19 protein-coding genes are annotated in these 26365 nt (G+C 63.1%); 6 read left to right on the forward strand and 13 right to left on the reverse strand.

All coding sequences use genetic code 11. The annotated features are described in order from the left end of the window. Positions 1-8 precede the first annotated feature (8 nt). The 3 genes from IAE40_RS09770 to IAE40_RS09780 are packed head-to-tail and all read left to right on the forward strand — an operon-like array spanning position 9 to position 2046. The gene (locus IAE40_RS09770) at positions 9-689 is read left to right on the forward strand and encodes a hypothetical protein (RefSeq protein ID WP_153774089.1); all 681 of its coding nucleotides are present in this window, start codon (positions 9-11) and stop codon (positions 687-689) included. Positions 690-749: 60 nt separating this feature from the next. After that, entirely contained in the window at positions 750-1430 is a 681-nt protein-coding gene (locus tag IAE40_RS09775) for a hypothetical protein (RefSeq protein ID WP_197892423.1), read from the forward strand. Beyond that, positions 1423-2046, forward strand: a complete 624-nt coding sequence (locus IAE40_RS09780) for a hypothetical protein (protein ID WP_197892422.1) — start codon at positions 1423-1425, stop codon at positions 2044-2046. Before IAE40_RS09775 ends, IAE40_RS09780 begins: the two co-directional genes overlap by 8 nt. A gap of 14 nt (positions 2047-2060) precedes the next feature. Here the strand turns inward: IAE40_RS09780 and IAE40_RS09785 are convergent, their stop codons facing one another. From IAE40_RS09785 to prmA, 7 genes are all read right to left on the reverse strand, one after another. Beyond that, on the reverse strand, positions 2061-4832 hold the full coding sequence (locus IAE40_RS09785) for a hybrid sensor histidine kinase/response regulator (protein ID WP_200603096.1): 2772 nt from the start codon (positions 4830-4832) through the stop codon (positions 2061-2063). A 135-nt stretch (positions 4833-4967) separates the two neighbouring features. Then, the gene (gene purD, locus IAE40_RS09790; RefSeq protein ID WP_200603097.1) at positions 4968-6263 is read right to left on the reverse strand and encodes a phosphoribosylamine--glycine ligase; all 1296 of its coding nucleotides are present in this window, start codon (positions 6261-6263) and stop codon (positions 4968-4970) included. Positions 6264-6445: 182 nt separating this feature from the next. After that, positions 6446-8053 (reverse strand): bifunctional phosphoribosylaminoimidazolecarboxamide formyltransferase/IMP cyclohydrolase, encoded by a 1608-nt coding sequence (gene purH, locus IAE40_RS09795; protein WP_200603098.1) that lies wholly within the window; start codon positions 8051-8053, stop codon positions 6446-6448. Positions 8054-8133: 80 nt separating this feature from the next. After that, on the reverse strand, positions 8134-8454 hold the full coding sequence (gene fis / locus IAE40_RS09800; RefSeq protein WP_029614158.1) for a DNA-binding transcriptional regulator Fis: 321 nt from the start codon (positions 8452-8454) through the stop codon (positions 8134-8136). Then, the gene (dusB, locus tag IAE40_RS09805) at positions 8451-9464 is read right to left on the reverse strand and encodes a tRNA dihydrouridine synthase DusB (RefSeq protein ID WP_054894209.1); all 1014 of its coding nucleotides are present in this window, start codon (positions 9462-9464) and stop codon (positions 8451-8453) included. Before dusB ends, fis begins: the two co-directional genes overlap by 4 nt. Positions 9465-9632: 168 nt before the next feature. Next, positions 9633-10928: a DUF3426 domain-containing protein gene (locus IAE40_RS09810; RefSeq protein WP_200603099.1), complete on the reverse strand. Its 1296-nt coding sequence runs from the start codon at positions 10926-10928 to the stop codon at positions 9633-9635. A gap of 54 nt (positions 10929-10982) precedes the next feature. Next, complete coding sequence (prmA, locus tag IAE40_RS09815; protein WP_054894207.1) at positions 10983-11861, reverse strand: 50S ribosomal protein L11 methyltransferase; 879 nt, start codon at positions 11859-11861, stop codon at positions 10983-10985. A gap of 186 nt (positions 11862-12047) precedes the next feature. Between prmA and IAE40_RS09820 the strand changes: the two genes are divergently transcribed. Next, positions 12048-15935: a dermonecrotic toxin domain-containing protein gene (locus IAE40_RS09820; RefSeq protein WP_153774084.1), complete on the forward strand. Its 3888-nt coding sequence runs from the start codon at positions 12048-12050 to the stop codon at positions 15933-15935. A 173-nt stretch (positions 15936-16108) separates the two neighbouring features. Here the strand turns inward: IAE40_RS09820 and accC are convergent, their stop codons facing one another. From accC to IAE40_RS09850, 6 genes are all read right to left on the reverse strand, one after another. Next, positions 16109-17464, reverse strand: a complete 1356-nt coding sequence (accC, locus tag IAE40_RS09825) for an acetyl-CoA carboxylase biotin carboxylase subunit (RefSeq protein ID WP_054894205.1) — start codon at positions 17462-17464, stop codon at positions 16109-16111. Positions 17465-17481: 17 nt separating this feature from the next. After that, positions 17482-17946, reverse strand: coding sequence for an acetyl-CoA carboxylase biotin carboxyl carrier protein (accB, locus tag IAE40_RS09830; RefSeq protein ID WP_054894204.1), 465 nt, complete (start codon positions 17944-17946; stop codon positions 17482-17484). A gap of 109 nt (positions 17947-18055) precedes the next feature. Further along, entirely contained in the window at positions 18056-18508 is a 453-nt protein-coding gene (aroQ, locus tag IAE40_RS09835; protein WP_054894203.1) for a type II 3-dehydroquinate dehydratase, read from the reverse strand. Between the two features lie 179 nt (positions 18509-18687). Continuing rightward, positions 18688-20454: a protein-disulfide reductase DsbD gene (locus IAE40_RS09840; RefSeq protein ID WP_200603100.1), complete on the reverse strand. Its 1767-nt coding sequence runs from the start codon at positions 20452-20454 to the stop codon at positions 18688-18690. Between the two features lie 218 nt (positions 20455-20672). After that, a complete protein-coding gene (locus tag IAE40_RS09845; RefSeq protein ID WP_153774082.1) occupies positions 20673-22634 on the reverse strand; it encodes a methyl-accepting chemotaxis protein in 1962 nt (653 codons plus the stop codon). A gap of 113 nt (positions 22635-22747) precedes the next feature. Beyond that, positions 22748-24364, reverse strand: coding sequence for a response regulator (locus tag IAE40_RS09850; protein WP_125931321.1), 1617 nt, complete (start codon positions 24362-24364; stop codon positions 22748-22750). 250 nt (positions 24365-24614) lie between these two features. Between IAE40_RS09850 and IAE40_RS09855 the strand changes: the two genes are divergently transcribed. Next, positions 24615-25682, forward strand: a complete 1068-nt coding sequence (locus IAE40_RS09855) for a DUF2333 family protein (protein ID WP_054894199.1) — start codon at positions 24615-24617, stop codon at positions 25680-25682. After that, entirely contained in the window at positions 25679-26212 is a 534-nt protein-coding gene (locus IAE40_RS09860) for an NUDIX hydrolase (RefSeq protein WP_153774080.1), read from the forward strand. The genes IAE40_RS09855 and IAE40_RS09860 overlap by 4 nt, the downstream gene beginning before the upstream one ends. Positions 26213-26365 lie beyond the last annotated feature (153 nt).

A 26365-nucleotide genomic window follows, 5' to 3' on the forward strand; every position in this document is an offset into this window, starting at 1 on the left:
AGTTTCAGATGAGCGATGATAAACAAGTCACCACCACCGACGCCGGCCTGCTGGTCGAGGGCAACTTGCTGGCGTGCGGTGCGGGCATGACGGCGCAAAGCCGCCACGACGTGAAGAATGCGTTTCACTTCGCCACCCTCGTCGCCGACAAGGCGCTGGATATCGAAGAGAACGGCAAGGCCTGGTACGACAAATTCCTCGACGCGATGCGTGACCTGGGCTTCACCACTCCCCACCGCAGTTTCGAACTGGAGACCTCTTCGGAGGTGAAAGTCACGCTGGGCGCGGTGGCCGTTCGTGTCATCGGTGCAGCCGGCAGTGCACTGCTGGGCGGCACTACGCTGGGCGTACTGGCCAAGAAGGGGTTCGACAAGCTTACCAACGTCGAAAACGATACCCGCATCATCCACCACAAGAAAAAGAGCAAGGCCAGGGGCGTGGTCGGGATGGCGGCTTGCCTGGAAACCGAGCAAGGCGATGTGGTCATGGTGATGAGCTGCGTGCGGGCGACGGAGCCGAACCTGGATGAAGATGTGCTGGGGGTGCAGTTCCAGATCGAGAAGTCGGAGTACTACGCCGGTCATGCAGTGCTGACGCTGAACAATTTCGTCTACGACAAAGTGCGTGCCACGGTGGAAGAGAAGCTCGGCGTGCGCAGTGTCGAGAACGTTCTGCAGTACGACATCTGATCACGGGCGCGGGCCTTCGGGCACCGCGCTTTTCAGTTTCTACAGACCGGAACACCTGCCATGACCTATACAGACCACACGCTGACTTTGATTGGCCAGACCGCGCTGCTTTTGCCACCTGGCATCGAGGTACAGCAGCGCGAGGATGCCCTGGATTCACTGCATTACTGCCAGTTGCTGGCTGACAAGCAAGCTGGCTCATGCTTCGATCATCCCGATGAGTGGGCGGTCGCTTATCGCAAGGCCTTCGCGTCACTGAACTGGATCAAGTTCGTCAGCACGCACGACAGTATCTCGCTCGCGCCGCAGGCCACCCCCAGACAGGATACGCCCCTCTTGAGCTGGCTGAAGCAGCGCGAGATCGATGTCGATATGGCATTGGCGAAGCTGTCGCAGGTGCTGTCGGGCGCGCCTGAGGGTCTGGAGCATCTGCTGCGTTTCGCCGTGCGTAACGAGGCCAACAAGGGCGAGGTGCACATCGAGTTCGGGCTGCTCGGCGCCGGGCCGATTCTCGACCTGTGCAGCGTGTCGATGCAGTGCGACCACCCGATCACTCGGGAGACACTGGCCACCATTGCGCAGCGTACCCAGCTGCAAGGCGAACTGGCGGTACGGGCACTGTCGCTGAACCTGAGCAACCAGCGCTTCGCTGCGCGGCGTTCGGACCTGCACATCCTGATACTCGACAAGGAACGCGAGAAGCCTCGTCGACTGGCGCTGGGAGTGATTCCACGTGAATGAAGCCAATGCTGCTGTGATTGGTGCGGGAGTCGTCTCGTTCCTGCCGGGGCTGTCGCTGGTACAGAAAAACAAGGTGAAGCTGGCCTTGGCGTTGGCCGAGCGAGCTACCCAGACGGCTTTCGACGAAGGGCTGGTGGAGGATTGGTTCGCCTACTACCGCAACCAGTTGAAATTCATGGGCTGGGACGCGGTTTCTGCCGAGCAGGTCCACTGGCCGGATGCGGGGCGCGCCGAGGAAGTCGACAAAGTCCTGGGCTTGATCGCCAAGACTGCGGGTGAGCGCTTTGCCAGCAATGTGCAGGTGTCCCTGCAGCGGCTGTGCAACAGTCCGCAGACGCTCGCCACTCTGGAGAAGCACGCGCGCGAGCGAGGGCACTTTCAGTTACTGCCTTGTGCCCCTGCCGGGCAGAACCGGGTCGATATGGTGCTGTATCACGAGATCGATACCCAGGATGCCTGGCGTGCCGGTTTCATCACCCGCAAGCGTGGTATGAAGAACGTGCGCGCCGAGCTTGTACGGTTCAACATCCTGGCATTCGAGAACAGCTACCTGCCCAAGGTTCAAGCACGGATCGTGGAGGTATCCCTGAAACAGATACACGACTACGACGTTTGAAGGGCGCTGGGCGATCAGGGCGTATGGAGAGGGCCGGCGGCCGCTTCGCGCTGGTTCGCCCAGAACTGGATCAGTTCGCGCAGTTGCGACAGCTCTACAGGTTTGGCCATGTGCCCGTCCATGCCGGCCAGGCGCGCGCGTTCCTTGTGTTCGCTGAGAATATGCGCGGTCAGCGCTACCACCGGGGTGCGCTGGCGCTGGTTGGCCGCCTCCCAGTCACGCAGGCGTTGGGTCGCGGAGAAACCATCGAGTATCGGCATCTCGCAATCCATCAGGACCAGGTCGTAGCGCGTGGCCTGCATCGCCTCCAGCGCTTCTTCGCCGTTGCTGGCAGTGTCGGGCTCGAGGTTGAGCTTGCCGAGCATGCCGCGGATCACCTTGGTCGAGATGCTGTTGTCTTCTGCGACGAGGATACGGAAGTCGGCAGGCAGGTTCAGCGGCGCCGGCGTGCCACCGAGGGCGGCAATTATCGCCGGCTCGCGGCCGCGCTGGGCCAGCTCTTCGGCCAGGGTGGTCTTGAGCGTGTAGCCGGCTACCGGCTTGGCGAGGATGCGTTTGACCCCTGCATTGCGGGCGATGATCTTGCTGGGTGCGTTGCTGATGCCGGTCAGCATGATCACCAGGATGTCGTGGTTGAGGCTCGGATCTTCCTTGATCTTGGCTGCCAGTTGCATGCCTGTCATGCCGGGCATGTTCTGGTCCAGCAGCACGGCATCGAAGTAGTCGCGCAGGTGTGCCTTGGTGCGCAGCAGCGCCAGTGCCTCCTTGCCGGAAGGCACGGCGCTGACGTTCATGCCCCAGGCGCTGCACTGCTGCACCAGCACCTTGCGACAGGTGTCGTTATCGTCCACTACCAGCACCCGAGCATCGCGCAGCGGGCCGTCGAGGTCGGCGGGCGGCTGTTCCAGGCGCAGTGGATCGAGCGGCAGTGTCAGCCATAGCGTATTGCCCAGGCTGGTGCTGGTCTTGATGCCGAATTCGCCATGCATAAGCCCGATCAACTGCTTGGCGATCACCAGCCCCAGGTGGCCGCCGAGCTTGTTGCTGGAGAGGAAGTGGTGGCTGTGCAGCTCGGCCTGCAGCAAAGCCTCGCGCTCGGCGCTGGCCATCGGCTCGCCGCTGTCCTGCACGGCAATGCGCAGGCGCGGAGCGTCACCGCGCTGGTCGAGGGCCACCACCAGCAGGATTTCGCCTTGGTCGGTGTTCTTCAGGGCATTGTCCAGCAGGCTCGACAGGGCTTGACGCAACCGCGTCGGGTCGCCGCTGATCACGCGTGGCACCTGTGGCTGGGTGAAGCTGATCAGCTCGATGTTCTGCTGTTCGGCCTTGGCCCGGAAGATGTTCAGGCAGTCTTCGATCAGTGCGTTGAGATCGAACTGCACATCATCCAGCTCGATCTGTCGTGATTCGAGCTTGGAGATGTCGAGAATCTCGTTGATCAGCGTGAGCAACTCGTTGCCGGCACTGTGGATGGTCTGCACATAGTCGCGCTGCTTGACCGACAGCGGTGTGCCCAGCAGCAGCTCGGTCATGCCCAGCACGCCGTTCATCGGCGTGCGGATCTCGTGGCTGATCTTGGCCAGGAATTCGGCCTTGGCGTTGATCTCGGCGTCGCTGGCGGCGAGGGCTCGGCTGGCGCGCACGCGCTCCTCGTTGATCTTGCGCAGGCGCTCGCTGACGGCAAGGTTCAGCAACAGGCCGCTGACCACGGTCAGCCCCATCAGGATGACCAGCAGCCAGGGGGTGGGGGTGCGGGTCAGGCCGAGCAGCGCCGGCAGCAGGACCAGGCCACCGAGGTTGAACACCAGCATGGCCAAGGTGAACAGGCGGGCGGGGTTGTAGCCCTTGTACCAGTAGTAGGCGCTGGCCAGGAGCATGCTCAGGCTGCCGAGGGCAAGCAGGGTGTAGGTGGTCAGGTTCAGCGGCAGGGTGTCGATGAACAGCAGGAGCAAGCCGCTGATCGCGGCGATCAGCATTTCTGCCTGCAGGATGCGGGTGAGCCGCGCGCAACCGCAGGGCGAGAAGAAGCGCTGGGTGAAGTACAACCCGCAAAGCCCGGCCAGGACCAGCGTGAGGTAGGCAGCAGGCGTTTGCGCGCTGTGCCACAGGTGCCACCACGGGCCGCTGAGGTTGAGCAGGATCAAGGCACTGAGCAGCATCAACGCGTGGTAGAGCGCCAGCACCAGGGTTGTGCTGGAACGGGTGTAGAAGAAGCGAATCAGGTTGTGCAGGATCAGCATCACCAGGCCGCCGAACAGCAGGCCGAACAGCAGCGGCTGGCGCTGGTCGATGGCCGCGCTGGCCGCCGATTCCAGAGAGATCGCCGGGCGCAACTGGTGCTCGGAGACCAGGCGCAGATAGATGTCCAGCGGTTGCGTGGCGTTGGGCAGTGGCAGAACGTGGTCGCTGCCGCGCAGGGTGGGGCTGGCATTGCCCAACTGTCGACCATGGTGCAACTGGCGCAGCAGCGTGCTGCCGTCGAGGGCGTAGAGGTCCAGGCGTGACAGGTCGGGGGCGAAGATGCGCAGCAGGCGCTCCTGGTCGGCGGGCTCCAGGCGGTAGTGCAGCCACAGGGCCTGGTCGGGCAGGGCGGCATCCAGCGCGTCCAGTTGCAGCGGGCTGAACTGGTTGCGGTAGCGGTCGGAACGTACGTCGGAGAGCTGCAGGCTTGCCTGTTCATCGAGCAGCACAGACCACCCGCCGCCTTGTTCGGCCGCAGCCGGAAGCAGGCAGAGCAGGGTCAGCATGCTGACGATCAGGGCAGTGGCAATCCGAAGCCGACGCACGACGAGATCCTTTCTTGGCTGATAAGCCGGATAACAACTATGCGCGGCGTGCCGCGCCGAAGGCAAGGCCCCGGTGGGGCCCTGTCGACGAGCCGCAGGCCGTGCGCCATGGCGCTACGACCTGCGGGCCGCAGTTTACTGCTGGTGTTCACCGCGCTCGCGGGCGATGGCTCGGTAGCCGATGTCGGTACGGTAGAAACTACCGCTCCAGCTGACTTCCTTGGCCAGGCGGTAGGCCTGCTGCTGTGCATCGGCAACGGTGCTGCCCATGGCAGTGGCGCACAGCACGCGTCCGCCGTTGGTGGTTACCTGGCCATCCTTGAGCGCAGTACCGGCATGGAATACCTTGCCTTCGATCTTGGCAGCAGCATCCAGGCCGTCGATCACGTCACCCTTGGCGTAGTCGCCCGGGTAACCGCCAGCGGCCAGCACTACGCCCAGGCTCGGGCGTGGGTCCCACTGTGCTTCGACCTTGTCCAGAGCCTTGGCGAATGCGGCCTCGACCAACAGCACCAGGCTCGACTCCAGGCGCAGCATGACCGGTTGTGTCTCGGGGTCGCCGAAGCGGCAGTTGAACTCGATTACCTTGGGATTGCCTGCCTTGTCGATCATCAGGCCCGCATAGAGGAAACCGGTGTAGACGTTACCTTCCTCGGCCATGCCGCGCACGGTCGGCCAGATCACCTGGTCCATCACGCGCTGGTGCACGTCGGCCGTGACCACCGGGGCCGGCGAGTAGGCGCCCATGCCGCCGGTGTTGGGGCCGGTGTCTTTGTCGCCGACACGTTTGTGGTCCTGGCTGGTGGCCATTGGCAGCACGTTGTGGCCATCGACCATGACGATGAAGCTGGCTTCCTCGCCGTCGAGGAATTCTTCGATCACCACGCGTGAACCGGCTTCACCGAAGGCGTTGCCGGCGAGCATGTCGCGCACGGCGTCTTCGGCTTCCTGCAGGGTCATGGCGACGATCACGCCCTTGCCTGCGGCCAGGCCGTCGGCCTTGATCACGATCGGTGCGCCTTTCTCGCGCAGGTAGGCCAGCGCCGGCTCGATCTCGGTGAAGTTCTGGTAGTCGGCGGTCGGGATCTTGTGGCGAGCCAGGAAATCCTTGGTGAAGGCCTTGGAGCCTTCGAGCTGCGCTGCGCCCTTGGTCGGACCGAAGCAGTCCAGGCCGCGGCTGCGGAACAGGTCGACCACGCCAATCACCAGTGGCGCTTCAGGGCCGACAATCGTCAGGTCGACGTTCTTCTCGGCGAAATCGGCCAGTTGCTCCAGGGCGCAGACGTCGATGGCGACGTTCTCGCATTTGGCTTCGATGGCCGTGCCGGCGTTGCCCGGGGCCACGAAGACTTTCTCGACGCGTGGATCCTGGGCGACTTTCCAGGCCAGGGCGTGTTCACGGCCGCCGCTGCCGATGATCAAAACTTTCATGTCAAAACCTCGAAATCTGTCGAACGAGAGACAATGCTTCTCGCTGTACGAGGTCGCAATGAAGCTGGTAGATGCAAGGCGGGGACGGTTCCGATGAGCGGAGTTGCCTTCTGGCAATGAGCATCAGCGGAACCGGCCCCAACGCAGCAGATGCCTGCTTCAGTGCGGCCGATTGCCATAAATCAGTGGCGGAAGTGGCGCATACCGGTGAACACCATCGCGATACCGGCTTCGTCGGCGGCGGCGATGACTTCTGCATCACGCATCGAGCCACCCGGCTGGATCACAGCGCTGATACCCACCTTGGCGGCGTTGTCGATGCCGTCGCGGAACGGGAAGAACGCGTCCGAAGCCATGACCGCACCCTGTACCTGCAGACCAGCATGCTCGGCCTTGATTGCAGCGATGCGAGCGGAGTTGACGCGGCTCATCTGGCCGGCACCGACACCGATGGTCTGGCGGTTCTTGGCGTAGACGATAGCGTTGGACTTGACGAACTTGGCGACTTTCCAGGCGAACACCAGGTCGTGGATCTCTTGCTCGGTCGGCGCGCGTTTGGTGACGACTTTCAGGTCCTCGGTGCTGATCATGCCGATATCGCGGCTCTGCACCAGCAGGCCACCGTTGACGCGCTTGAAGTCCCAGCCAGCAGCGCGTTCGGCAGGCCATTCGCCACACTCGAGCAGGCGTACGTTCTGCTTGGCGGCGACCACTTCGCGGGCGGCCTGGGAGATTTTCGGTGCGATGATCACTTCGACGAACTGACGCTCGACGATGGCCTTGGCGGTTTCGCCGTCGAGTTCGCGGTTGAAGGCGATGATGCCGCCGAACGCCGACTCGGTGTCGGTGGCGTAAGCCAGGTCATAGGCCTTGCGAATGCCACCTTCGTTTTCCGGGACCACCGCCACGCCGCACGGGTTGGCGTGCTTGACGATGACGCAGGCCGGCTTGACGAAGCTCTTCACGCACTCCAGTGCGGCGTCGGTGTCGGCCACGTTGTTGAACGACAGTTCCTTGCCCTGCAACTGGACGGCGGTGGAAATGCTGGCCTCGCCTTTCTTTTCCTCGACATAGAACGCCGCGCTCTGGTGCGGGTTCTCGCCGTAGCGCATTTCCTGGGCCTTGACGAACTGGCTGTTGAAGGTGCGCGGGAACTCGCTGCGGCCTTCGGTCGACAGGGTGTCCTTGGACTGGTCGATGCTGCCCATGTAGTTGGCGATCATGCCGTCGTAGGCGGCGGTGTGCTCGAAGGCCTTGAGCATCAGGTCGAAGCGCTGGGCGTAGGTCAGGCCGCCGGCCTTGAGGCCTTCGACGATGCCGGCGTAGTCGCTGGCGTTGACCACGATGGCGACGTCCTTGTGGTTCTTCGCCGCGGAACGCACCATGGTCGGGCCGCCGATATCGATGTTCTCGATGGCGGTCGGCAGGTCGCAACCTGGCTTGCTGATGGTGGCTTCGAACGGATACAGGTTGACCGCGACCAGGTCGATCGGCTTGATGCCGTGCTCGTTCATGATGGCGTCGTCGGTGCCGCGACGGCCGAGGATGCCGCCGTGGATCTTCGGATGCAGGGTCTTGACCCGGCCGTCCATCATTTCGGCGAAGCCGGTGTAGTCGGCCACTTCCACCGCGTTCACGCCGTTATCCTTGAGCAGCTTGTAGGTGCCGCCGGTGGACAGGATCTCGACACCGAGCTGTTGCAGCTCACGGGCGAACTCGAGGATACCGGTCTTGTCGGAGACGCTGATCAGGGCGCGGCGGATCGGCAGGCGGGTAGTCTGGTCGGTCATTTCGGATTCCATAACGCGGTGGAGTCAGCAAAAAAGGCGCCTCTTTCAACGGAGCCGCCTTTTCTGATTGGGATTCTGGCTTACAACAGGTCGTACTGTTTGAGCTTCTTGCGCAGGGTGCCGCGGTTGAGCCCGAGCATCTCGCTGGCCTTGGTCTGGTTGCCCTTGACGTGGTTCATCACGCTCTCGAGCAGCGGTGCCTCGACTTCCGAGAGCACCAGGTTGTACACGTCCGTGACGGTGGCGCCTTCCAGGTGGGCGAAGTAGTTGTGCAGTGCCTTCTCGACGCTGTCGCGCAGGGTCTGGCCCTCTTCGCTCGGCGTGTTCAGGTGCTGCTTCAGGTTGGCGTTGTCGCTCACGGGCGTTGTTCCACTCACTAATGTCTCGGTCATCATCGTCATGCGGCCACCCCTTGTCCGTCCTCTGTCTCAAGGCTCTGTCGACGTTCGGCGAAAAACGCCCGAACGTTGGCGCACTGCGCTTGGGTATCTTCCAAGGCATTGAAGCGGGCGCGAAACTCCCTGCCGCCCGTGCGTGTTGCCAGGTACCAACCCACGTGCTTGCGGGCGATACGTACGCCCATCACATCCCCATAGAAGGCATGCAGCGCGGCAAGGTGCTCCAGCAGAATGCGTTCCACCTCATCCAGCCCGGGAGCCGGAAGATGCTCGCCTGTCCGCAGGTAATGCTCGATCTCGCGGAAGATCCATGGCCGCCCTTGGGCGGCACGGCCGATCAGCAGGCCGTCGGCCCCTGTGGCATCCAGCACCGCCCGGGCCTTTTCTGGCGACGTGATGTCGCCGTTGGCGAAAACCGGGATCGACACCGCCTGCTTGATTGCGGCGATGGTGTCGTACTCGGCTTCACCGGTGTACAGGTCGGCGCGTGTGCGGCCATGCACCGCCAGCGCCTGGATTCCGGCCTGTTCAGCGATCTTCGCCACGTTCAGGCCGTTCTTGTTCGAGCGATCCCACCCGGTGCGAATCTTCAGGGTGACCGGCACATCGACCGCACCGACCACCGCGTCGAGGATTTCAGCGACCAGCGCTTCATCTCTCAATAAAGCAGAGCCTGCCGCTTTGTTGCAGACTTTTTTTGCCGGACAGCCCATGTTGATATCGATGATCTGGGCACCGGACTCGACGTTGGCTCGCGCTGCCGCAGCCAGCATCTGTGCATCGCCACCGGCGATCTGTACCGAACGGGGTTCGGGATCGCCTTCGTGGATGCGGCGCAGGCGCGATTTGCGGCTGTTCCACAGGTTCATGTCGCTGGTGACCATCTCCGACACCACCATGCCCGCCCCCAGACGTTTGCAAAGCGTGCGGAAAGGCTGGTCCGTCACCCCGGCCATAGGCGCGAGGATCAGGTTGTTCTGCAGTGTATATGGGCCGATGCGTACCGCCGACATAGGTGTTCCCTGTTGTGGGGCCGGATCATTGGAGTTCGAAAAAGGGATGGCATGATACCCGCTCTCGGTGACCGGATAAAGATGGAACTGGATAAAATCTGAACAGTTGTGGGCTTATGACATTTAGGTTGGTGATGTCGCCCACCGCGCTCCCTCAGGTATGGCGTGCTACTCGGGGGAGCGGAAACTCAAGCTGTAGTTCACCGCCTTGGGGCCTGGATCGAGGATGTCCAGAGCGATGTGGATCGGTGTCTGGCTAGGCATCTCGCCACGCCCGGCCAGCTCGCCCGACAGGTACTCGCTGGGTTTGAACCGACGACTGGCGATCAACTGCCCGTTGAGGTCGGCGAAACGCAGCTCCAGCAAGGGGAAGGGTTGGCTGAAGGAGGCGCGGTTGTAGATGATCGCGTCGACGATCAGCGCGCCCTTGAAGTCCGGATGGCTGCGCACCACCAGGTTGCTGCTCTTGATACGCGCGATGTCGACTCGGGTGGGTACCTGGCAGCCGACGATCGGGCACAGTTGCTGGAACAGCGGCCGGTAACGATCGTGCCGGGCCATTTCATCGAAGTGGTAGTAGACGTACTGGAAGGCCAGCAGGCCAACGGCGAGCAGCGCCAGGAAGCCCCAAAGCAGGCGCTTGCCCCAGTTCGGTGCGGGCTTTTGCCAGTCCAGTTGCAGCGGGTCGTCGACCACATCGACCAATGGTTCCTTGCGCGCGCGCGAGGGTTTGCTGGCCAGGACCGGCTCCAGCCGTTCGTCGTCTTCGGCGCCGTCGTGGTCGTCACGTGCCGACAGGTGCAGATTCGCGACATCGTCGTCCAGGGCCGAGAGGCCTTTTTCCGGACGAGGCTCGTCGAGGGACGAGAGCCGCTCGGTGGCTGGTTCGTCGTGTTCGGCGGGCAAGTGTGCGGGGGTGTCTTCGTCGTCGAGCTCAAGCGTCTGTCCGAGGGTTGGCTCGGTACGCTCCTGGGCTATCGGTTCCAGGTCGAGGGGCTCCTGCTCGACCAGAACCGGTGCAGGTGTGGGTTGCGAGTCGGGCTCGAGGCGGTCATCGGTTGCGGTGCCGAAGGGCTCGTCACCATGTTGCTCCGGGTGCTGATCGTCACGCCGCGCCTGCAAGGATTCGTCGCGGTCGGCGTTTTGGCGCTCGGGGCGGGGGCCGCGTCGCTCCAGGCGCGCAAGCTCCTGGTCCAGATCCATGGCATCCAGCGTTGCAGCCCAGTCGTCCTGGCTCGGCGCGGGTGGCTCGACCGCAGGCGTTGCTGGCACCGGTGGCGCCACCGGTACCGTGGCGACCGGCGGCGCAACCTCCTGGCTTTGCTCGAGCAGCTGCCGGGCGGCATTGAACACCTGCAGGCACTGGCCACAACGCACCACCCCACGGGCCACGCTCAACTGGTGATACGTGACGCGAAAACGCGTCTGGCAATGCGGGCACTGGGTGACGAAACTGTCGGTCATGCGGCGATCCGGGCGTTGTGCAGGGTTGGAGTCTGGTGCTTCACGAACTGTAGCCTAGCGACGACGGCCGCTGATACGCACCCAGCCATCGCGCACGACGATCGGGTCGAGGTCGAAGTCGGCGGCGTAGGCAGCAGCCACTTCCTCGCCCTGCTCGGCGAGAATGCCCGACAGCGCCAGGAGTCCACCAGGGCGCACCAGGCCGGACAACTGCGGGGCCAGGGAGACCAGCGGGCCGGCCAGGATGTTGGCGACCAGCACGTCGGCCTGCATCGCCGGCATGTGCTCGGGCAGGTACAGCGCCAGCTTCTCGTCGGCGATGCCGTTGCGCTGGGCATTGTCACGCGAGGCTTCGATGGCCTGCACGTCGATGTCGGTCCCCACCGCTTCGCGGGCGCCCAGCAGCAGGGCGGCAATGGCCAGGATGCCCGAGCCGCAGCCAAAGTCGAGCACCTGGGTGCCTGCGAGCGACTGGCCGTCGAGCCATTCCAGGCACAGAGCGGTGGTCGGATGGGTGCCGGTGCCGAAGGCAAGGCCCGGGTCGAGCAGCAGGTTGACGGCGTCTTTCTCCGGGGCCTCATGCCAGCTCGGCACGATCCACAGGCGTTGGCCGAAACGCATCGGTTGGAAACCGTCCATCCAGCTGCGTTCCCAGTCCTGGTCCTCGATGACCTCGGCCTGGTGCTCGGGGAGCGCTGCACCGGTCAGCAACTGCAGATGGGCGAATACCGCTTCGGGCTCGGCATCGGCTTCGAACAAGGCCAGTAGATGCGTGTGCGACCACAGTGGGGTGGTGTTGAGGTCCGGTTCGAAGATCGGCTGGTCTTCGGCATCCATGAACGTGACCGAGACGGCGCCGACTTCGAGCAGGGCGTCTTCGTAGGTTTCGGCTTGTTCCGGGCTGATGGCCAGACGTACTTGCAGCCAGGGCATGGCGGGCACCTTAAATGTGGTTCGGTGTGATCGAAGAGGCAGTCTACGACTGCCAAATGGAGCATTTTACGCGAGCGCGTCCCGTACGGACAGGCCGCAGGATGATCCGTCGAACAAATAACTACCGCTGGTCGTGCCGTGGCGCTACCTAGAATTCGGGCCCCCAAGCCTACGAGGTATAGCGTCATGAACGATCAGCCCGCTACCCATTCCCCCATTGACGATTCGTCGGCCCACTCCATCATCGAGCGACTCGGGCGCTGGAGTGCGGCCTTCGAGCAACGACGCAACTCCCAGCTGAGCTTTATCGAGGCAATCGAAAGCGACGCGCTTGTGCAACTGCGCACCTACTACACCGAAGATATCGACCCGACTTTCATCCAGGACCTGCTGGATGCCGCTCTGCAGCGCCTGGCCACCCAGCAGCCGGTGCTCTATGACGAAGCAGAACATGCCATCTATCGCATCAGCGACGGTGAGCCGCTCGAAGTGCCGCTGGAACGGCGCCAGCAGGTCGAACAACTGGTGGAGGGCATCGGTGGGCGCATGGTTGAAACCTACCGGGATTACCTCACCCGCCACTGGGAGACGAAGCCCCAGGGCTTGAGTGATGTGCTCGAGTACCAGAAGCGAATCCGCCAACGTTGCGAGCAGCATTGCATCGATCTTGAAGCCGCGCTGGGCGCGCCACAGGTTGCCGCGATGACCAGTGCCCAGGTGCGGGCGCTGATTCGGGAGCAGGAGCGGGACTGGCATGCGCAGCCTGCGTTGTTGTTTCTCTCCGATGACGATGAGAAGCAAGTGATCGACAGGCTTGTCCGCAAGCACCTGCCGGAGTGGTATCGCAATTTGAATGCCGAGGACGTCGCGGCGCTGAGTGCTGCTCAGGGTGCTTGTGACGGAGCACAGTCAACGCTCGAAAACTTGCTCGGTAGTGCGCGCTCGTTGCGTGAGCATGCGGGCAGCCTGGCGAGCGCCTATCTGCGCGAGCATTTCGACCTGCCACTGTCTGCCGACCTCATCACCGTCAAATGCGAACCGTCAGCCACGGAAAATGTGAGCGTCAGGACACAGACGCTTACCGAACTGGTGATGGAAGGCGCCATTGACGTGACGCAGGTATACAAGCCGCTCCAGGTAAGTATGCCGTTACTGCATTGCAAGCCACCTTCCGCTGAGCAACTGCAGGTCTTGTTGAGCGAACTCGATGCACCACACAGCTTCCTGACGACCCTCAAGCAACGCCATCAGGACGCTGAAGTCGGGTTGGCGCAGCTAGAACTCTATGACATGCAATTGCGCTACAGCCTGCTGATTGCCAGCAAGAAAGGGCACCTGTCGGATGCGCGTCATGATCAGGTCGTGGCATTGCTCGCCCAGGAGCCGCCAGGCGACGAGATCTGCCCTCTGCAGTTGTGGGCGGGCGCAGATTGCAGTGACTTGTTGTTGTTCGCCGTAGCAGATGACGCCTTTGTGCTGTATGCCCCTGGTAAACCAGATGGCCAGGAGTGGATAGAGCTGGTATCACAGCGCGCGCTCAACAGTGAAATCGGTGGTTGGTTGGCGGAGGAAACGGGTCGTCATTATCTGTTGAGCCAGGTTCCCTTCGTTCAACGAGCCACGGTCAGTGCATCCATCCTGAGCATTGTGGAAAAACCTTCCGAATGGTCCCTGAGTCTGGATCGCAGGCGAGCCCTGACGGGTTACGAGGCATGCCTGGCCGAACGGGTGCGCTTGAGCAATAAAAAGGCCGAGGATGAGATCGAGGCCTCTATTGCGCCGTATTACGCACTTAATCTGAACATTGGCCAAAAGCGCGTGATCAACCTGGAAAAGCAGGTGGCGTTGCAAGCTGAGCACGTGTTTGCCGCGTCGATGCAGGATTATGAAGGTTTTCACGCGTTCGCCCGGCGTACCGTCGAGACTGCCATCAAGCCTTACCTGGCCGACAAGGGCATCACCGAACAGGTTGACCCGGAGTCTATTCTGTTCGATCTGCCGTCCACAGGCACGGATACGCCGCTGACGATGAACCTGGTCGATCTGGTCTGCTATGGATATGACGACAATTCTGGCCTGGACAACCCGAATAAGGGCGTGCGCTCTCTGGTTGGCCAGGACCTGAGCGCTCTGCGCAGCCACGACTTTACGCGCTATGCACGTCGCGCTTACGTTGGCGAGACGTACATCACACACATACGCGAGCACTATCTGAACGAGTCCTCGGCGGATTATGCGGCTCGCCGGAAGATGTTCGGTCGTGCGCTGATCTCGGCGATGGACCGCGATTTGCGCCTGGCCAGTATCAAGGCTGAACTCGATCAAGCGACCTATACGAAACTGATTGCACTGGTGACGGCGCTGGGGCGGACGTTGAGCCAGCCCGACATCGTCAGTGAGTCGGAAACGGTAGTCGAGAGTTCGGGGGTGTTTCGCTTGTCGATCGACGGCTGTTTCGTACTGGGCGCCTATGTCCTGCGCGATGTGGCAGACAAAGTGGCGACTGACTGGCTGTATACCCCGGACGCCCCGGATGGTGTTCTGCTGCGTCCCTATCAGTCCTTGAACGCCACAGGTACGGGCGTGCTTTACGATTATCTGCTCAACCGCGTTACGTTGGCCTCCAGATCCAAGGTCAGCACGCGCCTGAGGAGGTTGGCCAGTGGCGACAGTCATCGTGATTCCCTGCGTGGGCTCAACCAGGTGGTGACGGTGGCCGGGGAGTACAACGCGTTCATCGAGCATGCGCTCGCCGATGTCGAGGATGCGACCCTTGGCAAAGCCGAGGTCATTCGCGCCCAGGTGTTCAAAGGCGTTTTGTTCAGCGCACTGCCATTGCTGGTGTATCCGCCGTTCGCCATAGCGTTTGGTGCCTTCATGACCGCCTCCGCTTTGAAAAAGGCCATTGTCGCCCATACTCGATGGGAAACCGCGGTGGCCCTGCAGAACTGGCTGGAAGCGTCGTGGAGTTTGTTGGGGGCGGTGTTGAGTGTGCCGGGAGTGAGCCTGGGAATGCTCAAGTCAGCGCTTGCGCCCTTGCGCCAGGCAGTTGTTCGCCGCCCTCAGGTGACGGGTGCGACACGAACCCCCTCCCTGCAGTTCGACAAGTCCTGGGCAGTCAAGAGCAAGCCTGGCGATCTGCACAAGGTGACGGAGGACGGCATCTGGAAGGGCACCTACCGCAGCGGCGCCGAGGACGCTGCCAATGCAGAGCATTTCATCCACTCGGGCGGTCGTTACTACAAGGTCACACACGACGTCGAGCAGGCCACCTTACGGGTGTTCAAGGCCAATCGCCCGCAGAGCTACCATCGCCAGGCAGTGCGATTGCATGAAGATGGCCGATGGGTTGCCAACAGCACAGGCCTTCGCGGCGGCAATCATGTGCAGGATGCTGGAACCCTGACGCAGGCACGGCAAATTACCGACGGTGAGGGTGCGCCATCGCAGATACGTGGCGCTCTGCAGGGAGAAGCCGTAGTGGCGCGACACTTGGGGAGGGCGGATGACTACCTGTATACCGTCAATGCACAGTCCTGTGTGGCGGTATCCTTGTATAACCCTGCAACACGTGCAGGTGCGGTACTGCATGTTGATCACAATGTCCGCAGCCTGATCGAGCCCGCACTGCGGCAAGTGCTGACGGAGATTGGTGCTGCGCAGAATGGCGCGGGCGTCAGGGCAGTCATGGTCGGCGGCGACTGGCTGGGCGGTGTGGATATTGGCGGCGCCGTGCGTACGTTGCTCAGGCGCCAGGGAATCCAGGCAAGCTGGCAGCACTGGTCGTTTTCGTCGTGTTTTGGCGGTAGCTACGGCATGACGCTGAATCTAGGAACTGGGGTTACGCGTGTCTATCGAACGCCTGCGAGGTTGGTCGAACAAGTACTTGATCCGATCATGAAGAAGGCCAATTTCCGGTTGCCGGGTGTGCCCGCTCGCGCCTTCAGATTCAAAAGCCGTTTCCGCGCCGGCCCACTGTACGAGCGGTCAGGCGGAGTCGTGGAAGATGCTGCTGGATTGGCGCCGGCCCCGGACGAACTCGCCTTGCAGGCGATCTCAGTGGTGAGCCTCTGACAAGCGGATATCCCGCTCATGCGAGCCTGGGTGACCTGCTCTGTCCTGGGTAGATAGCAAAAAAAAACCGATGCCAGATTCTGGCATCGGTTTTTTGTGGCATCCCCGGTTTTTTCTGAAAGGCCAGTGGTTGGCATCGCAGCGATTGCCGGGCGTGCTACCTCAACAAGCGATCACTCCTGGTTGGCCAGTTTGTGCTCGAGGTAGTGGATGTTGACGCCGCCTTTGCAGAAACCTTCATCACGCACCAGGTCGCGGTGCAGCGGGATGTTGGTCTTGATACCGTCGACAACGATCTCGTCCAGGGCATTGCGCATGCGTGCCATGGCTTCGTCGCGGTCCTTGCCGTAGGTGATCAGCTTGCCGATCAGCGAGTCGTAGTTCGGCGGAACCGAATAGCCGCTGTACAGGTGCGAATCGACCCGCACGCCATTGCCACCCGGAGCATGGAAGTGCTTGACGGTGCCTGGGCTCGGAATGAACTTCTTCGGGTCTTCGGCGTTGATCCGGCACTCCAGCGAGTGACCGCGGATCACCACGTCTTCCTGGCGGAACGACAGCTTGTTGCCAGCGGCGATGCTGAGCATCTCCTTGACGATGTCGATGCCGGTGACCATCTCCGAAACCGGGTGCTCGACCTGGACGCGGGTGTTCATCTCGATGAAGTAGAAGCGACCGTTCTCGTACAGGAACTCGAAAGTACCTGCACCGCGGTAGCCGATCTCGATGCACGCATCGACGCAACGCTTGAAGACTTCCTGGCGGGCCTTCTCGTCGATGCCGGGGGCCGGCGCTTCTTCCAGTACTTTCTGGTGACGGCGCTGCAGCGAGCAGTCGCGGTCGCCCAGGTGCACGGCGTTGCCCTGGCCATCGGACAGTACCTGAACTTCCACGTGACGTGGATTGGTCAGGAACTTTTCCAGGTAGACCATCGGGTTACCGAACGCAGCACCGGCTTCGGTACGGGTCAGCTTGGCCGAGGCGATCAGGTCTTCTTCCTTGTGCACCACGCGCATGCCGCGACCACCACCGCCACCGGCGGCCTTGATGATCACCGGATAGCCGACTTCACGGGCGATGGCCAGTGCAGTTTCTTCGTCTTCCGGCAGTGGGCCGTCAGAGCCCGGCACGGTCGGGACGCCCGACTTGATCATCGCATCCTTGGCCGAAACCTTGTCGCCCATCAGGCGGATGGTGTCGGCTTTAGGGCCGATGAAGGCGAAACCGGATTTCTCCACCTGCTCGGCGAAGTCGGCGTTCTCGGCGAGGAAGCCGTAGCCCGGGTGGATGGCGGTGGCGCCAGTCACTTCGGCGGCAGCGATGATCGCCGGGATGTGCAGGTAGGATTCTTTCGACGATGCAGGGCCGATGCAGACCGATTCGTCTGCCAGGCCCAGGTGCATCAGTTCGCGGTCAGCGGTGGAGTGGACCGCGACGGTCTTGATGCCCAGCTCTTTGCAGGCACGCAGGATCCGCAGGGCAATTTCCCCGCGGTTGGCGATCAGGACTTTTTCGAGCTTCCCAGACATCGTTGGCTCTCCGCGATTCAAACGATGGTGAACAGCGGCTGGTCGAACTCAACCGGCTGACCGTCTTCTACCAGGATGGCGTCGATGACACCGCCGATATCGGCTTCGATGTGGTTCATCATCTTCATGGCTTCGACGATGCACAGGGTGTCGCCTTTCTTCACCGACTGACCGACTTCAGCGAAGTTCGGCGAGGTTGGCGAAGGCTTGCGGTAGAAGGTACCGACCATCGGCGAGCGGATCACGGTGCCTTTGAGGGCAGGTGCTGCAGCGGCTTCGGCAGCCGGGGCGGCGGCCACGGGGGCTGCGGCGGCAGGGGCCGGAGCGGCAAATTGCGCTGGGGGGGCGAAGTACTGGGCGCCGGCAGGTTGTTTGCTGTTACGGCTGATGCGAACGGACTCTTCGCCTTCCTTGATCTCCAGTTCGTCGATGCCGGACTCTTCCAGCAGTTCGATCAGCTTTTTGACTTTACGGATATCCATTAATCAGCAACTCCCAAGGTTCGGTCGGGGACTTAATTATCAAAACGTGTCGAAAACGTTTCTTCGTAGTGTTTCGAAGCCCAGGCATGTAGGCCTGGGCTTTGCGTCATCAGGGCTGTGCGTTGGCAGCCAGGTGTTCCAGAGCAGACTCCAGGGCTAGCCGGTAACCGCTGGCGCCCAGGCCGCAGATCACGCCCACTGCCACATCGGAGAAGTAGGAGTGATGACGGAACGGTTCACGCTTGTGCACGTTGGAGAGGTGCACTTCGATGAATGGGATGCTCACAGCGAGCAATGCGTCACGTAATGCGACGCTGGTGTGGGTGAAAGCGGCCGGGTTGATCAGGATGAAGTCCACGCCTTCGTTGCGCGCGGCATGGATACGGTCGATCAGTTCGTACTCGGCATTGCTCTGCAGGTACTGCAGGTGGTGGCCGGCGGCGCGTGCGCGCTGCTCGAGGTCCTGGTTGATCTGGGCGAGGGTGACGGCGCCGTAGACTCCCGGCTCGCGGGTACCGAGCAGGTTGAGGTTGGGGCCGTGCAGCACCAGTAGGGTGGCCATCTGCGGTTTCCTTGGTTTTGTAGGGCAATTCGACATAGCGCGGCGACTATGCCGCAAGAGACTAGCGAGTGTCCAGTTCCCTGCAATAGCCAGCACGATGACCGAGATTCGCGCAAAGTATGTGACCAGATGATCAGCTCTGGTCACTTCGTTGGAGAAAGTTACCGGTGCGCGGGAAGTTATAGACCGAGTTTGCTGCGCATGCCGGTGAGAATTTTCGCAAATTCGTCGGCGTTCACCTCGCCTACCACCCGATCAGTGGTCATTTCGCTGCCGTTTGCGGCAAAAAACAACAAGGCGGGTGGGCCGAACAGCGTGTAGCGGTCGAGCAGGGCGCGTTGTTCGGCGTTGCTCTCGGTCAGGTCGAACCGCAGCAGCTTGAAGCCGTTCAGTTGGGCCTGCACCTGTGGCGCGTTGAGTACTTCGTGTTCGATCACCTTGCAACTGATGCACCAGTCGGCGTACCAGTCCAGCAGCACCGGCTGGCCTGCGGCCTTGGCCTGGGCCAATGCGGCTTCCAGGGCGGCAGGGGTGGTGAGGGTTTGCCACGCATCTGCCTGGAAGGTGGCGTGGGACGAGGTGCTGACGCCGGGGCCGGGCAATGGACGCAGAGGATCGCCCTGACCCGCGAGGGCGCCGTACCAGCACGCCAGTGCATAGACCAGGCAGAGCAGCCCCAGCAGCTGGGCCAGGCGTTGACGTGGGGTCTTGACCACGAACTCCAGCGCGCCGAGGAACAGCGCCACGCCTGCCGACAACAGGCCGATCAGCAGCAAGGTCACCGGCCCCGGCAACACGCGGCTGAGCAGGCCGAGCGCCACGCCCAGCAGCAGGACCCCGATCACGTTCTTCACCGTGTTCATCCACGCCCCGCTCTTGGGCAGCCAGGCGGCACCGCCGGTCGCCACCAGCAGCAGTGGCGCGCCCATGCCCAATCCGAGCGCGAACAGCTTCAGTGCCCCGCCCAGGGCATCGCCGCTGGCGCTGATATAGAGCAGGGCACCGGCCAGTGGTGCCGACACGCAGGGCGAGACCAGCAGGCTGGAAAGCACGCCCAGCACTGCAGCACCGAGCAGCGAACCGCCGCGGGTATTGCTCGCGACGCGGTCCAGGCGTTGGCTCAGGGCGTGCGGCAGCTTGAGTTCGAACAGCCCGAACATCGCCAGGGCGAACACCACGAAGAACAGGGCGAAGGGCACCAGTACCCAGGCCGACTGCAGACGTGCCTGCAGGTTGAGGCTGGCACCGAACAGGCCCATCAGCGCACCGAGCGCGGCAAAGCTGGCAGCCATCGGTAGCACGTAGGCCAGCGAAAGGCTGAAGCCGCGCCACCCTCCCACCTGGCCGCGCAGCACCACGCCCGAGAGGATCGGCAGCATCGGCAGCACGCAGGGGGTGAAGGTCAGGCCCAGACCGGCGAGGAAGAACAGCAGCAAGGTCTGCCAGCTCCAGCGCTCGGCCGTGGTGGTAGACAAGGTGCTGCCTTCGCCGGGAATCGATAGCCGTGCGGTTTCAGGTGGGTAGCACAGGCCTTTATCGGCGCAGCCCTGGTAGCCGACCAGCAAGGTGAAGGCGCGCGAGTCGGTGCGCGGTACCTCGATGTCGACGATGCCATGGTAGACCTCGACATCGCCGAAGAACTCGTCGTGCTTGGCTTCGCCTTGGGGAATCCGTGCGTTGCCGAGGGCGATGTCGGCCGGCTCGCTGCGAAACTGGAAGCGATGGCGATAGAGGTAGTAGCCCTCTGTGGCGACGAAGCGCAGCTTGATCGACTGGGCATCGGCGCTGATCAGGTCGAGCTTGAAGGCTTCGTGGACCGGCAGGAAATCGGCGCTGTTGGACAGCGAGGCGGCGCCGAGGGTGGCGCTGGGACGGTTGTCGAGCAGGCCCGAGGCGAAGGTGGGGCTGGCCAGCAGCAGGAACAGCAGGAGGAACAGGCGGCGCATGGCGGACTCGCGAGGCGGAACGTGCCCGGCATGATAACGGAGTTGGCTGGAGGCGGGGATGACAGGTGGTCGCAGGTTCGGCTGCTTGCAGGCCTGGCCCCTTCGCGGGCAAGCCCGCTCCCACTCGGTAGCGGCGAGGAAACCTCCTGCTGGCGCGGTTCCTGTGGGAGCGGCGGTTCGCCGCTGCGACTTGCCCGCGAAGGAGCCAAGCCTGTCGATCACACCCTGAAAGCCCCCACCGCGGTATTCAGCTCACCCCCCAGTTGCAGCAACTGCTCACCCTGCTCGCGCCCTTCGCCGATGCGTTGCAGGTTGTCCTCACCGAGCGCATGAATCCGCTCGCTGTGGTCGCGGATCTCGCTCACTGCACCGCTCTGCTGTGCGGTGACGTCGGCAATCCTCACCGCTGTATCGGAGATGGTGCGAATCGCGCTGACGATCTCATCCAGCGCACCATCCGCCGCCTGGGCCTGGCTGGCGGTCGCTTCGGCGTGTTCGAGCTGGGTGCGCATGCCATTCACCGATTCGCGCGCTGCCTGTTGCAGGCGGTCTATCAGCGACTGGATCTCGCCGGTGGCGCCGGTGGTGCGCTGGGCCAGCGAACGCACTTCGTCGGCCACCACGGCAAAGCCGCGGCCCATTTCCCCGGCACGGGCCGCTTCGATCGCTGCGTTGAGGGCCAGCAGGTTGGTCTGCTCGGCGATCGAGCGGATCACCGTCAGCACGCCACCGATGGTCGCCGACTCCTCGGCCAGCTGTTCGATCAACTGCGCATTGCCCTGCACCTCATCGACCAGTGCTCGCAGGCCGGAGAGGCTGTGGCCGATCACCGCCTGGCCGTGCTCCACGGCGCGCCCGGCGTCGCGGCTGGCATCGGCGGCCGAACTGGCATCGCCGGCCACCTGCTGGATGGTCGCTTCGAGCTCGCCCAGGGCATCGCGGATCTGTGCGGTATCGCCTGCCTGGCGTTCGGCACCGTCATGCAGCGCGCTGCTCATGCCGGCCAGGGCATGGCTGCTGCCTGCGACTTGCTCGGCGTTGTGGCGGATGGTGCCGACCAGCGTCACCAGGTACTGGCGCAGCCGGTTGAGCGACTCCTGGATGTCGTGCAGTTCGAGGTTGGTCTTGCCAAGGGCGACCGGCTGGGCAAAATCGCCCTCGGCCCAGCGCGACAGGGCCGGCGCAAGGCTGGTGAGGGTGCGTGTCAGGCGGCGCTGCAAGGTGTCGATGAGCAGGGCGATCAGCAGGATCAGGCCGATCATCAGGCCCTGGATGACCCGGACCTCGCCAGCGATCTTCGCGTGCTGACCACGCACCTCTGGTTCCAGTCCGGCGATGGCCTTTCGCACAGCTTCGAGGCGCTCGCTGGTGCTGGCGGCCAGTGCGGCACGACGCTCGATCTGTTCACGGGTGCGCTGCAGTTCGGCCGGATAGCGACCGAGCAAGCTCTGCAATTCACGCTTGAGGCTCACGGCAACGTCTTCCTTCTGCTCGCTGCCCTGGCTTTGCAGGCCCATCATCGCGGCGAAGTCGTCGGCGTTGGATTCGGCCGCGCGGGTCACCCCCAGCAACGGCAGGCTGTCGATGATTTGCGCCTGGGCGCGGATCTGTTGCAGTTCACGCTCCACTTCGTCGGCCAGTTCCGCGCGACCGCTGCTGACCAGCTTGTCGCGGGCCATTGCCAGGCGGCCCAGGTGCAGCGAGGCGTCCATCAGCGGGGCCAGGTAGCGACCAGCCTCGGCGTTGCCGCTGTCGCGGGCATAACCGGCCAGTTGCTCAAGGTTGGCGCCCAGCTCGCGCTCGGCTTGCAGCAGCAGTGCCTGCGGATCACCGGCCAGCTTGCCGGCGGCCAGCAATTCGTTGGCGGTGAAGCCCTGCAGGCTGTCCAGGCTCGGGCGAAGCTTGGCGGCCAGTGCGTCTGGCCATTCTCCAAGGGCGCTGTGCAGCTGCTTGTTGGCCTCCATGGCCGAGGCGTGGCGCAGGGCGTCGCCGCTGGCCAGGTAGGCCTGGATATTGGCGGCGGCCTCGTTCTGGAACTGCTGGGACAGCCCCAGGTAGCGCTCCATCATCTGGTAGGGACGCTCGAGTGCACGTTGCGACCACCACAGGGTTGCGCCCAGGGCGAAGCATACGGTCACCAGCAAGAGGGTGTTGAAATTGGTCAGCCACTTCAGGCGCATAGCCGCGAACTTCCTGCGGGAATGGAGAGGTAGGTGCCTGAAGTTATTGCGATTTTGTGACCGGGTGATGACGAGGACGGGGTGGCGCCATAAAAAAGTGGCAGAGTGCCAGTCTAGGGCTCGACCCTCACCACGCAATTGCGCCCCGCGTGCTTGGCCCGGTACAGCGCCTCATCCGCCGCGCTGGCCATGGTCAGCGCGTCCAGCGTGTCATCGAGTTGCACCACCCCGGCGCTGAAGGTGCACTGCAGGTCGTTCGGCTGGGCGGGATAGTGGATTTCGGCGAAGCGCTGGCGGATCTCGTCGAGGACCTTGTGCGCAGCTTCCAGCCCGGTGTTGGGCATGACGATGGCGAATTCCTCACCGCCATAGCGGCCGATGAAATCGGTCTTGCGCAGGCGCTGCTTGAGGAACAGCGCCAGGCTCTTGATCACCCGGTCGCCCATGGGATGGCCATGCCGGTCGTTGATCTTCTTGAAATGGTCGATGTCGAGCATGGCGAAGCTCAGTGGGTGTTCCTCGCGGCGAGCGCGGAAGCTGCAGTCTTCGAGCAGTTGCAGGATGTGGGTATGGTTGTACAGCCCGGTCAGGCTGTCGCGCACCATGCGTGCCTTGAGATGACGAGCGCGGGCGGCGCGGTTGCGCACGGTGGTCACCAGATGGCGGGCGCGGATCGGCTTGGTGAGGAAGTCGTCGCCACCTTCGCTCATGGCGTCGAGCTGCTTGTCCAGGTCGTCCTCGGCCGACAGGTAGATGATCGGTACGCTGACATAACGGTCGTTGTGGCGGATCACCTTGGCCAGTTCGGTACCGGTGCAGTCGGGCATGTACATGTCGAGGATGATCAGGTCGGGCTGGAAGTCAGCGAGCTCGGCCATGGTGCGGATCGGCTCGGTGAGCGTGCGGGTGATGATGCCGGCGCCGTTGAGCAGGCGCTCGGTGTGCATGGCCTGGGCGCGCGAGTCATCGATGATCAGCACCCGAAACGGGTCGTATTGGGCGGCGCTGGTCAGCAGTTCGACCTTCTCCAGCAGGCTGGACGCTTCCAGGGTGCCGGTGAGGAACTCCTGGCCGCCGGCGCGCACGGCGGCCAGGCGGGTCGGGGTGTCGGTCTCGTGGAGGCTGAAGAACAGCAGCGGAATGTGCAGCTCCAGCCTTTGCTGGGCTTCGGCGGCCAGTTTGAGGCCCTGGCCGGGGCCACTGAAATCGACATCCATGACGATGGCAGAAGGCAGGCGTTCGCTCATCGAGGCACGAAAGGCATCGGCGTTGCCCAGTGCCTGCACACCCAATCCGAAGAACTCCAGCTGTTGCGCCAGGCGTTCGGCGCGGTCATGGTCCTGCAGCAGGATGTACACCGGCTTGCGCAAGGGCGGCAGGGGCACATGATCGAGCTGGTCGCCCTTGCGCAGGCCGGTGCGCGACAAGCGTTGCATCAGGCGATTGAGCTCGCCGATCAGTTCTGAATTGAGCCGCGTGCTGTTCGCTTCGATGGCCCTCAGCGTCTGCTCGATGGCCGTCGACAGGCTGCCGTGCTCGGGCTGTTCGAAACGGTCGGCGTAGCGTTGCAGGCGCAGATTGGCGTCGCTCAGCTCGCCCAGCCCTGCGCTCGACCACTCGCCACGCTGCAGGCGCTGCCAGATCTCGAGGATCTGTCGGGCCTGATGGATGACCCGCTGGGCGAAATGCTGCTTCAAGCGCTCGTGGCTGGGCTCGGCTGGCTGGGTCATGTCCTGACTGCTTGTTGGAGGTTAGGGTGCAGGTTCAATGATGGCTCTATGCTAGCAGGTCTTTTCCTGCTCGCGAGTGCTGTGAATCAACAAAGCGTTCAGGCCCGATTATTCAGTTTCCGACCCATTGGTCGCTTATGCGTATGGCGGCGTCTGCTTTATAGTGCTGGGACGCGGGCTTGCCGTGGCACCCTGGCCGAGGCCTGTGGTCCAAGCCCCTGAACCGTCATGATTGATTAAGGACAACGCCATGCTGGACTGGAAAAACCGTGAGGCCAAGGCCGAGCGCCCTGAGCGCGCCGATGGCCGTGGCGCCGCCACCCGTAGCTACCTCGGCGGCCTCTGGAGCCGCGCCCTGGGCACTCTGATCGGCCTGTACCTGCTGGTGTGCATCGGCCTCGGCTGGTACTGGAGCGAAGAGCCCGACCTGTTCCCGGTGCAACAGAACGCCCAGGCTGCGGCCGAGCGTAACGGCCAGCAGATGGTGGTTGGCTATACCACCATCGAAACCCTCAAGAACGTTGCCGGCACCCTGCTCGACAAGCCGGGCGGTTATATCTCCAACGACCGCTTCCCGCCGGGGTTGTGGATGGACAACATGCCGAGCTGGGAATATGGCGTGCTGGTCCAGGTGCGCGACCTGTCGCGTGCGCTGCGCAAGGACTTCGCTCGCTCGCAGTCGCAATCGACCGAAGACGCCGACCTGGCCAAGGCCGAGCCGCGCTTCAACTTCGACAACAAGAGCTGGATCCTGCCGTCCAGCGAGTCGGAGTTCGAGGAAGGTATCAAGTCGCTCAACCGCTATCAGGTGCGCCTGGCCGCTGGCGACCAGGGCGCGATCTTCTACACCCGCGCCGACAACCTGAACAACTGGCTGGGCGACGTTGCCACGCGTCTGGGCTCGTTGTCCCAGCGCCTGTCGGCGAGCGTGGGACGGGTCAAGCTCAACAGCAACCTGAAGACCGAAACCGTCCAGGCCGGCCAGGCACCGCAGGTCGACGAGGAAATCGTCGAGACGCCATGGCTGCAGATCGACAACGTCTTCTACGAAGCCCGCGGCCAGGCCTGGGCGCTGTCGCATCTGCTGCGTGCCATCGAGGTCGACTTCGCCGACGTACTGGCCAAGAAGAACGCCACCGTCAGCGTGCGTCAGATCATTCGTGAGCTGGAAGCTTCGCAGGAGCCGCTGTGGAGCCCGATGGTACTCAACGGCAGTGGCTTCGGCATGTGGGCCAACCACTCGCTGGTAATGGCCAACTACATCTCCCGGGCCAACGCCGCAGTCATCGACTTGCGTCAGTTGCTCTCGCAAGGATGACCATCAATCCCGCCGAGGTCGCGCACCGCGCGGCCTCCGATGCCGAGCTGGTGGCCTGGGTGGACGAGCACGACCAGTACCTGGGCGCACTGGCGCGGGCCGAGTTGCGCGAGCGTGGGCTGATCGGGCGCTGCACTTTCATTCTGCTGTTCAACAGCCAGGGCGAGCTGTGCGTGCACCGGCGCACCTTGAGCAAGGCGTTGTATCCCGGGTACTGGGATGTGGCGGCCGGTGGCATGGTCGGGGCGCACGAGGAGTACGCCGAGTCTGCGGCCCGCGAGCTGGAAGAGGAACTGGGCATTGCCGGCGTGACGTTGCGCTTTCACGAGAAGTTCTACTTCGACCAGCCGGGCAACCGGCTGTGGTGCGCGGTGTTCTCGGCGGTATCCGATGCGCCGCTGCGGTTGCAGCCTGAAGAGGTCATCGAGGCGCGCTTCGTCACGGTGGAGCAGGCAGAGGCCGAGAGCCGGAAGAAGGACTTCTGTCCGGACTCGCTGGCGGCGTTGCAGCGCTACAAGGCGAGCCTGTAGCAGCCGGCGCTCCCCCACGTCGCAAAACATTCGCAAAATGCCGCAATCCAGTACTTAGCAAGCCAAGGATTTATCGTTACACTGCGCGCCCTTTTCGGGCTGTCGCAACACCTGCGACAGTAGCGCCGCCCCTGCCAGAGTGGGGCTTCGCGG

Source organism: Pseudomonas sp. S44, from assembly GCF_016624805.1.
GTDB classification, from domain to species: Bacteria; Pseudomonadota; Gammaproteobacteria; order Pseudomonadales; family Pseudomonadaceae; genus Aquipseudomonas; species Aquipseudomonas machongensis.

Bases quoted from the DNA above. Each gene is read 5' to 3' on its own strand.
- IAE40_RS09820 (WP_153774084.1), top strand. From the start codon at position 12,048: ATGAACGATCAGCCCGCTACCCATTCCCCCATTGACGATTCGTCGGCC.
- IAE40_RS09850 (WP_125931321.1), bottom strand. From the start codon at position 24,364: ATGACCCAGCCAGCCGAGCCCAGCCACGAGCGCTTGAAGCAGCATTTC.
- IAE40_RS09775 (WP_197892423.1), top strand. From the start codon at position 750: ATGACCTATACAGACCACACGCTGACTTTGATTGGCCAGACCGCGCTG.
- fis (WP_029614158.1), bottom strand. From the start codon at position 8,454: ATGACGATGATGACCGAGACATTAGTGAGTGGAACAACGCCCGTGAGC.
- IAE40_RS09770 (WP_153774089.1), top strand. From the start codon at position 9: ATGAGCGATGATAAACAAGTCACCACCACCGACGCCGGCCTGCTGGTC.
- IAE40_RS09840 (WP_200603100.1), bottom strand. From the start codon at position 20,454: ATGCGCCGCCTGTTCCTCCTGCTGTTCCTGCTGCTGGCCAGCCCCACC.
- purH (WP_200603098.1), bottom strand. From the start codon at position 8,053: ATGACCGACCAGACTACCCGCCTGCCGATCCGCCGCGCCCTGATCAGC.
- accB (WP_054894204.1), bottom strand. From the start codon at position 17,946: ATGGATATCCGTAAAGTCAAAAAGCTGATCGAACTGCTGGAAGAGTCC.
- IAE40_RS09860 (WP_153774080.1), top strand. From the start codon at position 25,679: ATGACCATCAATCCCGCCGAGGTCGCGCACCGCGCGGCCTCCGATGCC.
- prmA (WP_054894207.1), bottom strand. From the start codon at position 11,861: ATGCCCTGGCTGCAAGTACGTCTGGCCATCAGCCCGGAACAAGCCGAA.
- aroQ (WP_054894203.1), bottom strand. From the start codon at position 18,508: ATGGCCACCCTACTGGTGCTGCACGGCCCCAACCTCAACCTGCTCGGT.
- purD (WP_200603097.1), bottom strand. From the start codon at position 6,263: ATGAAAGTTTTGATCATCGGCAGCGGCGGCCGTGAACACGCCCTGGCC.
- IAE40_RS09855 (WP_054894199.1), top strand. From the start codon at position 24,615: ATGCTGGACTGGAAAAACCGTGAGGCCAAGGCCGAGCGCCCTGAGCGC.
- IAE40_RS09810 (WP_200603099.1), bottom strand. From the start codon at position 10,928: ATGACCGACAGTTTCGTCACCCAGTGCCCGCATTGCCAGACGCGTTTT.
- IAE40_RS09845 (WP_153774082.1), bottom strand. From the start codon at position 22,634: ATGCGCCTGAAGTGGCTGACCAATTTCAACACCCTCTTGCTGGTGACC.
- accC (WP_054894205.1), bottom strand. From the start codon at position 17,464: ATGTCTGGGAAGCTCGAAAAAGTCCTGATCGCCAACCGCGGGGAAATT.
- dusB (WP_054894209.1), bottom strand. From the start codon at position 9,464: ATGTCGGCGGTACGCATCGGCCCATATACACTGCAGAACAACCTGATC.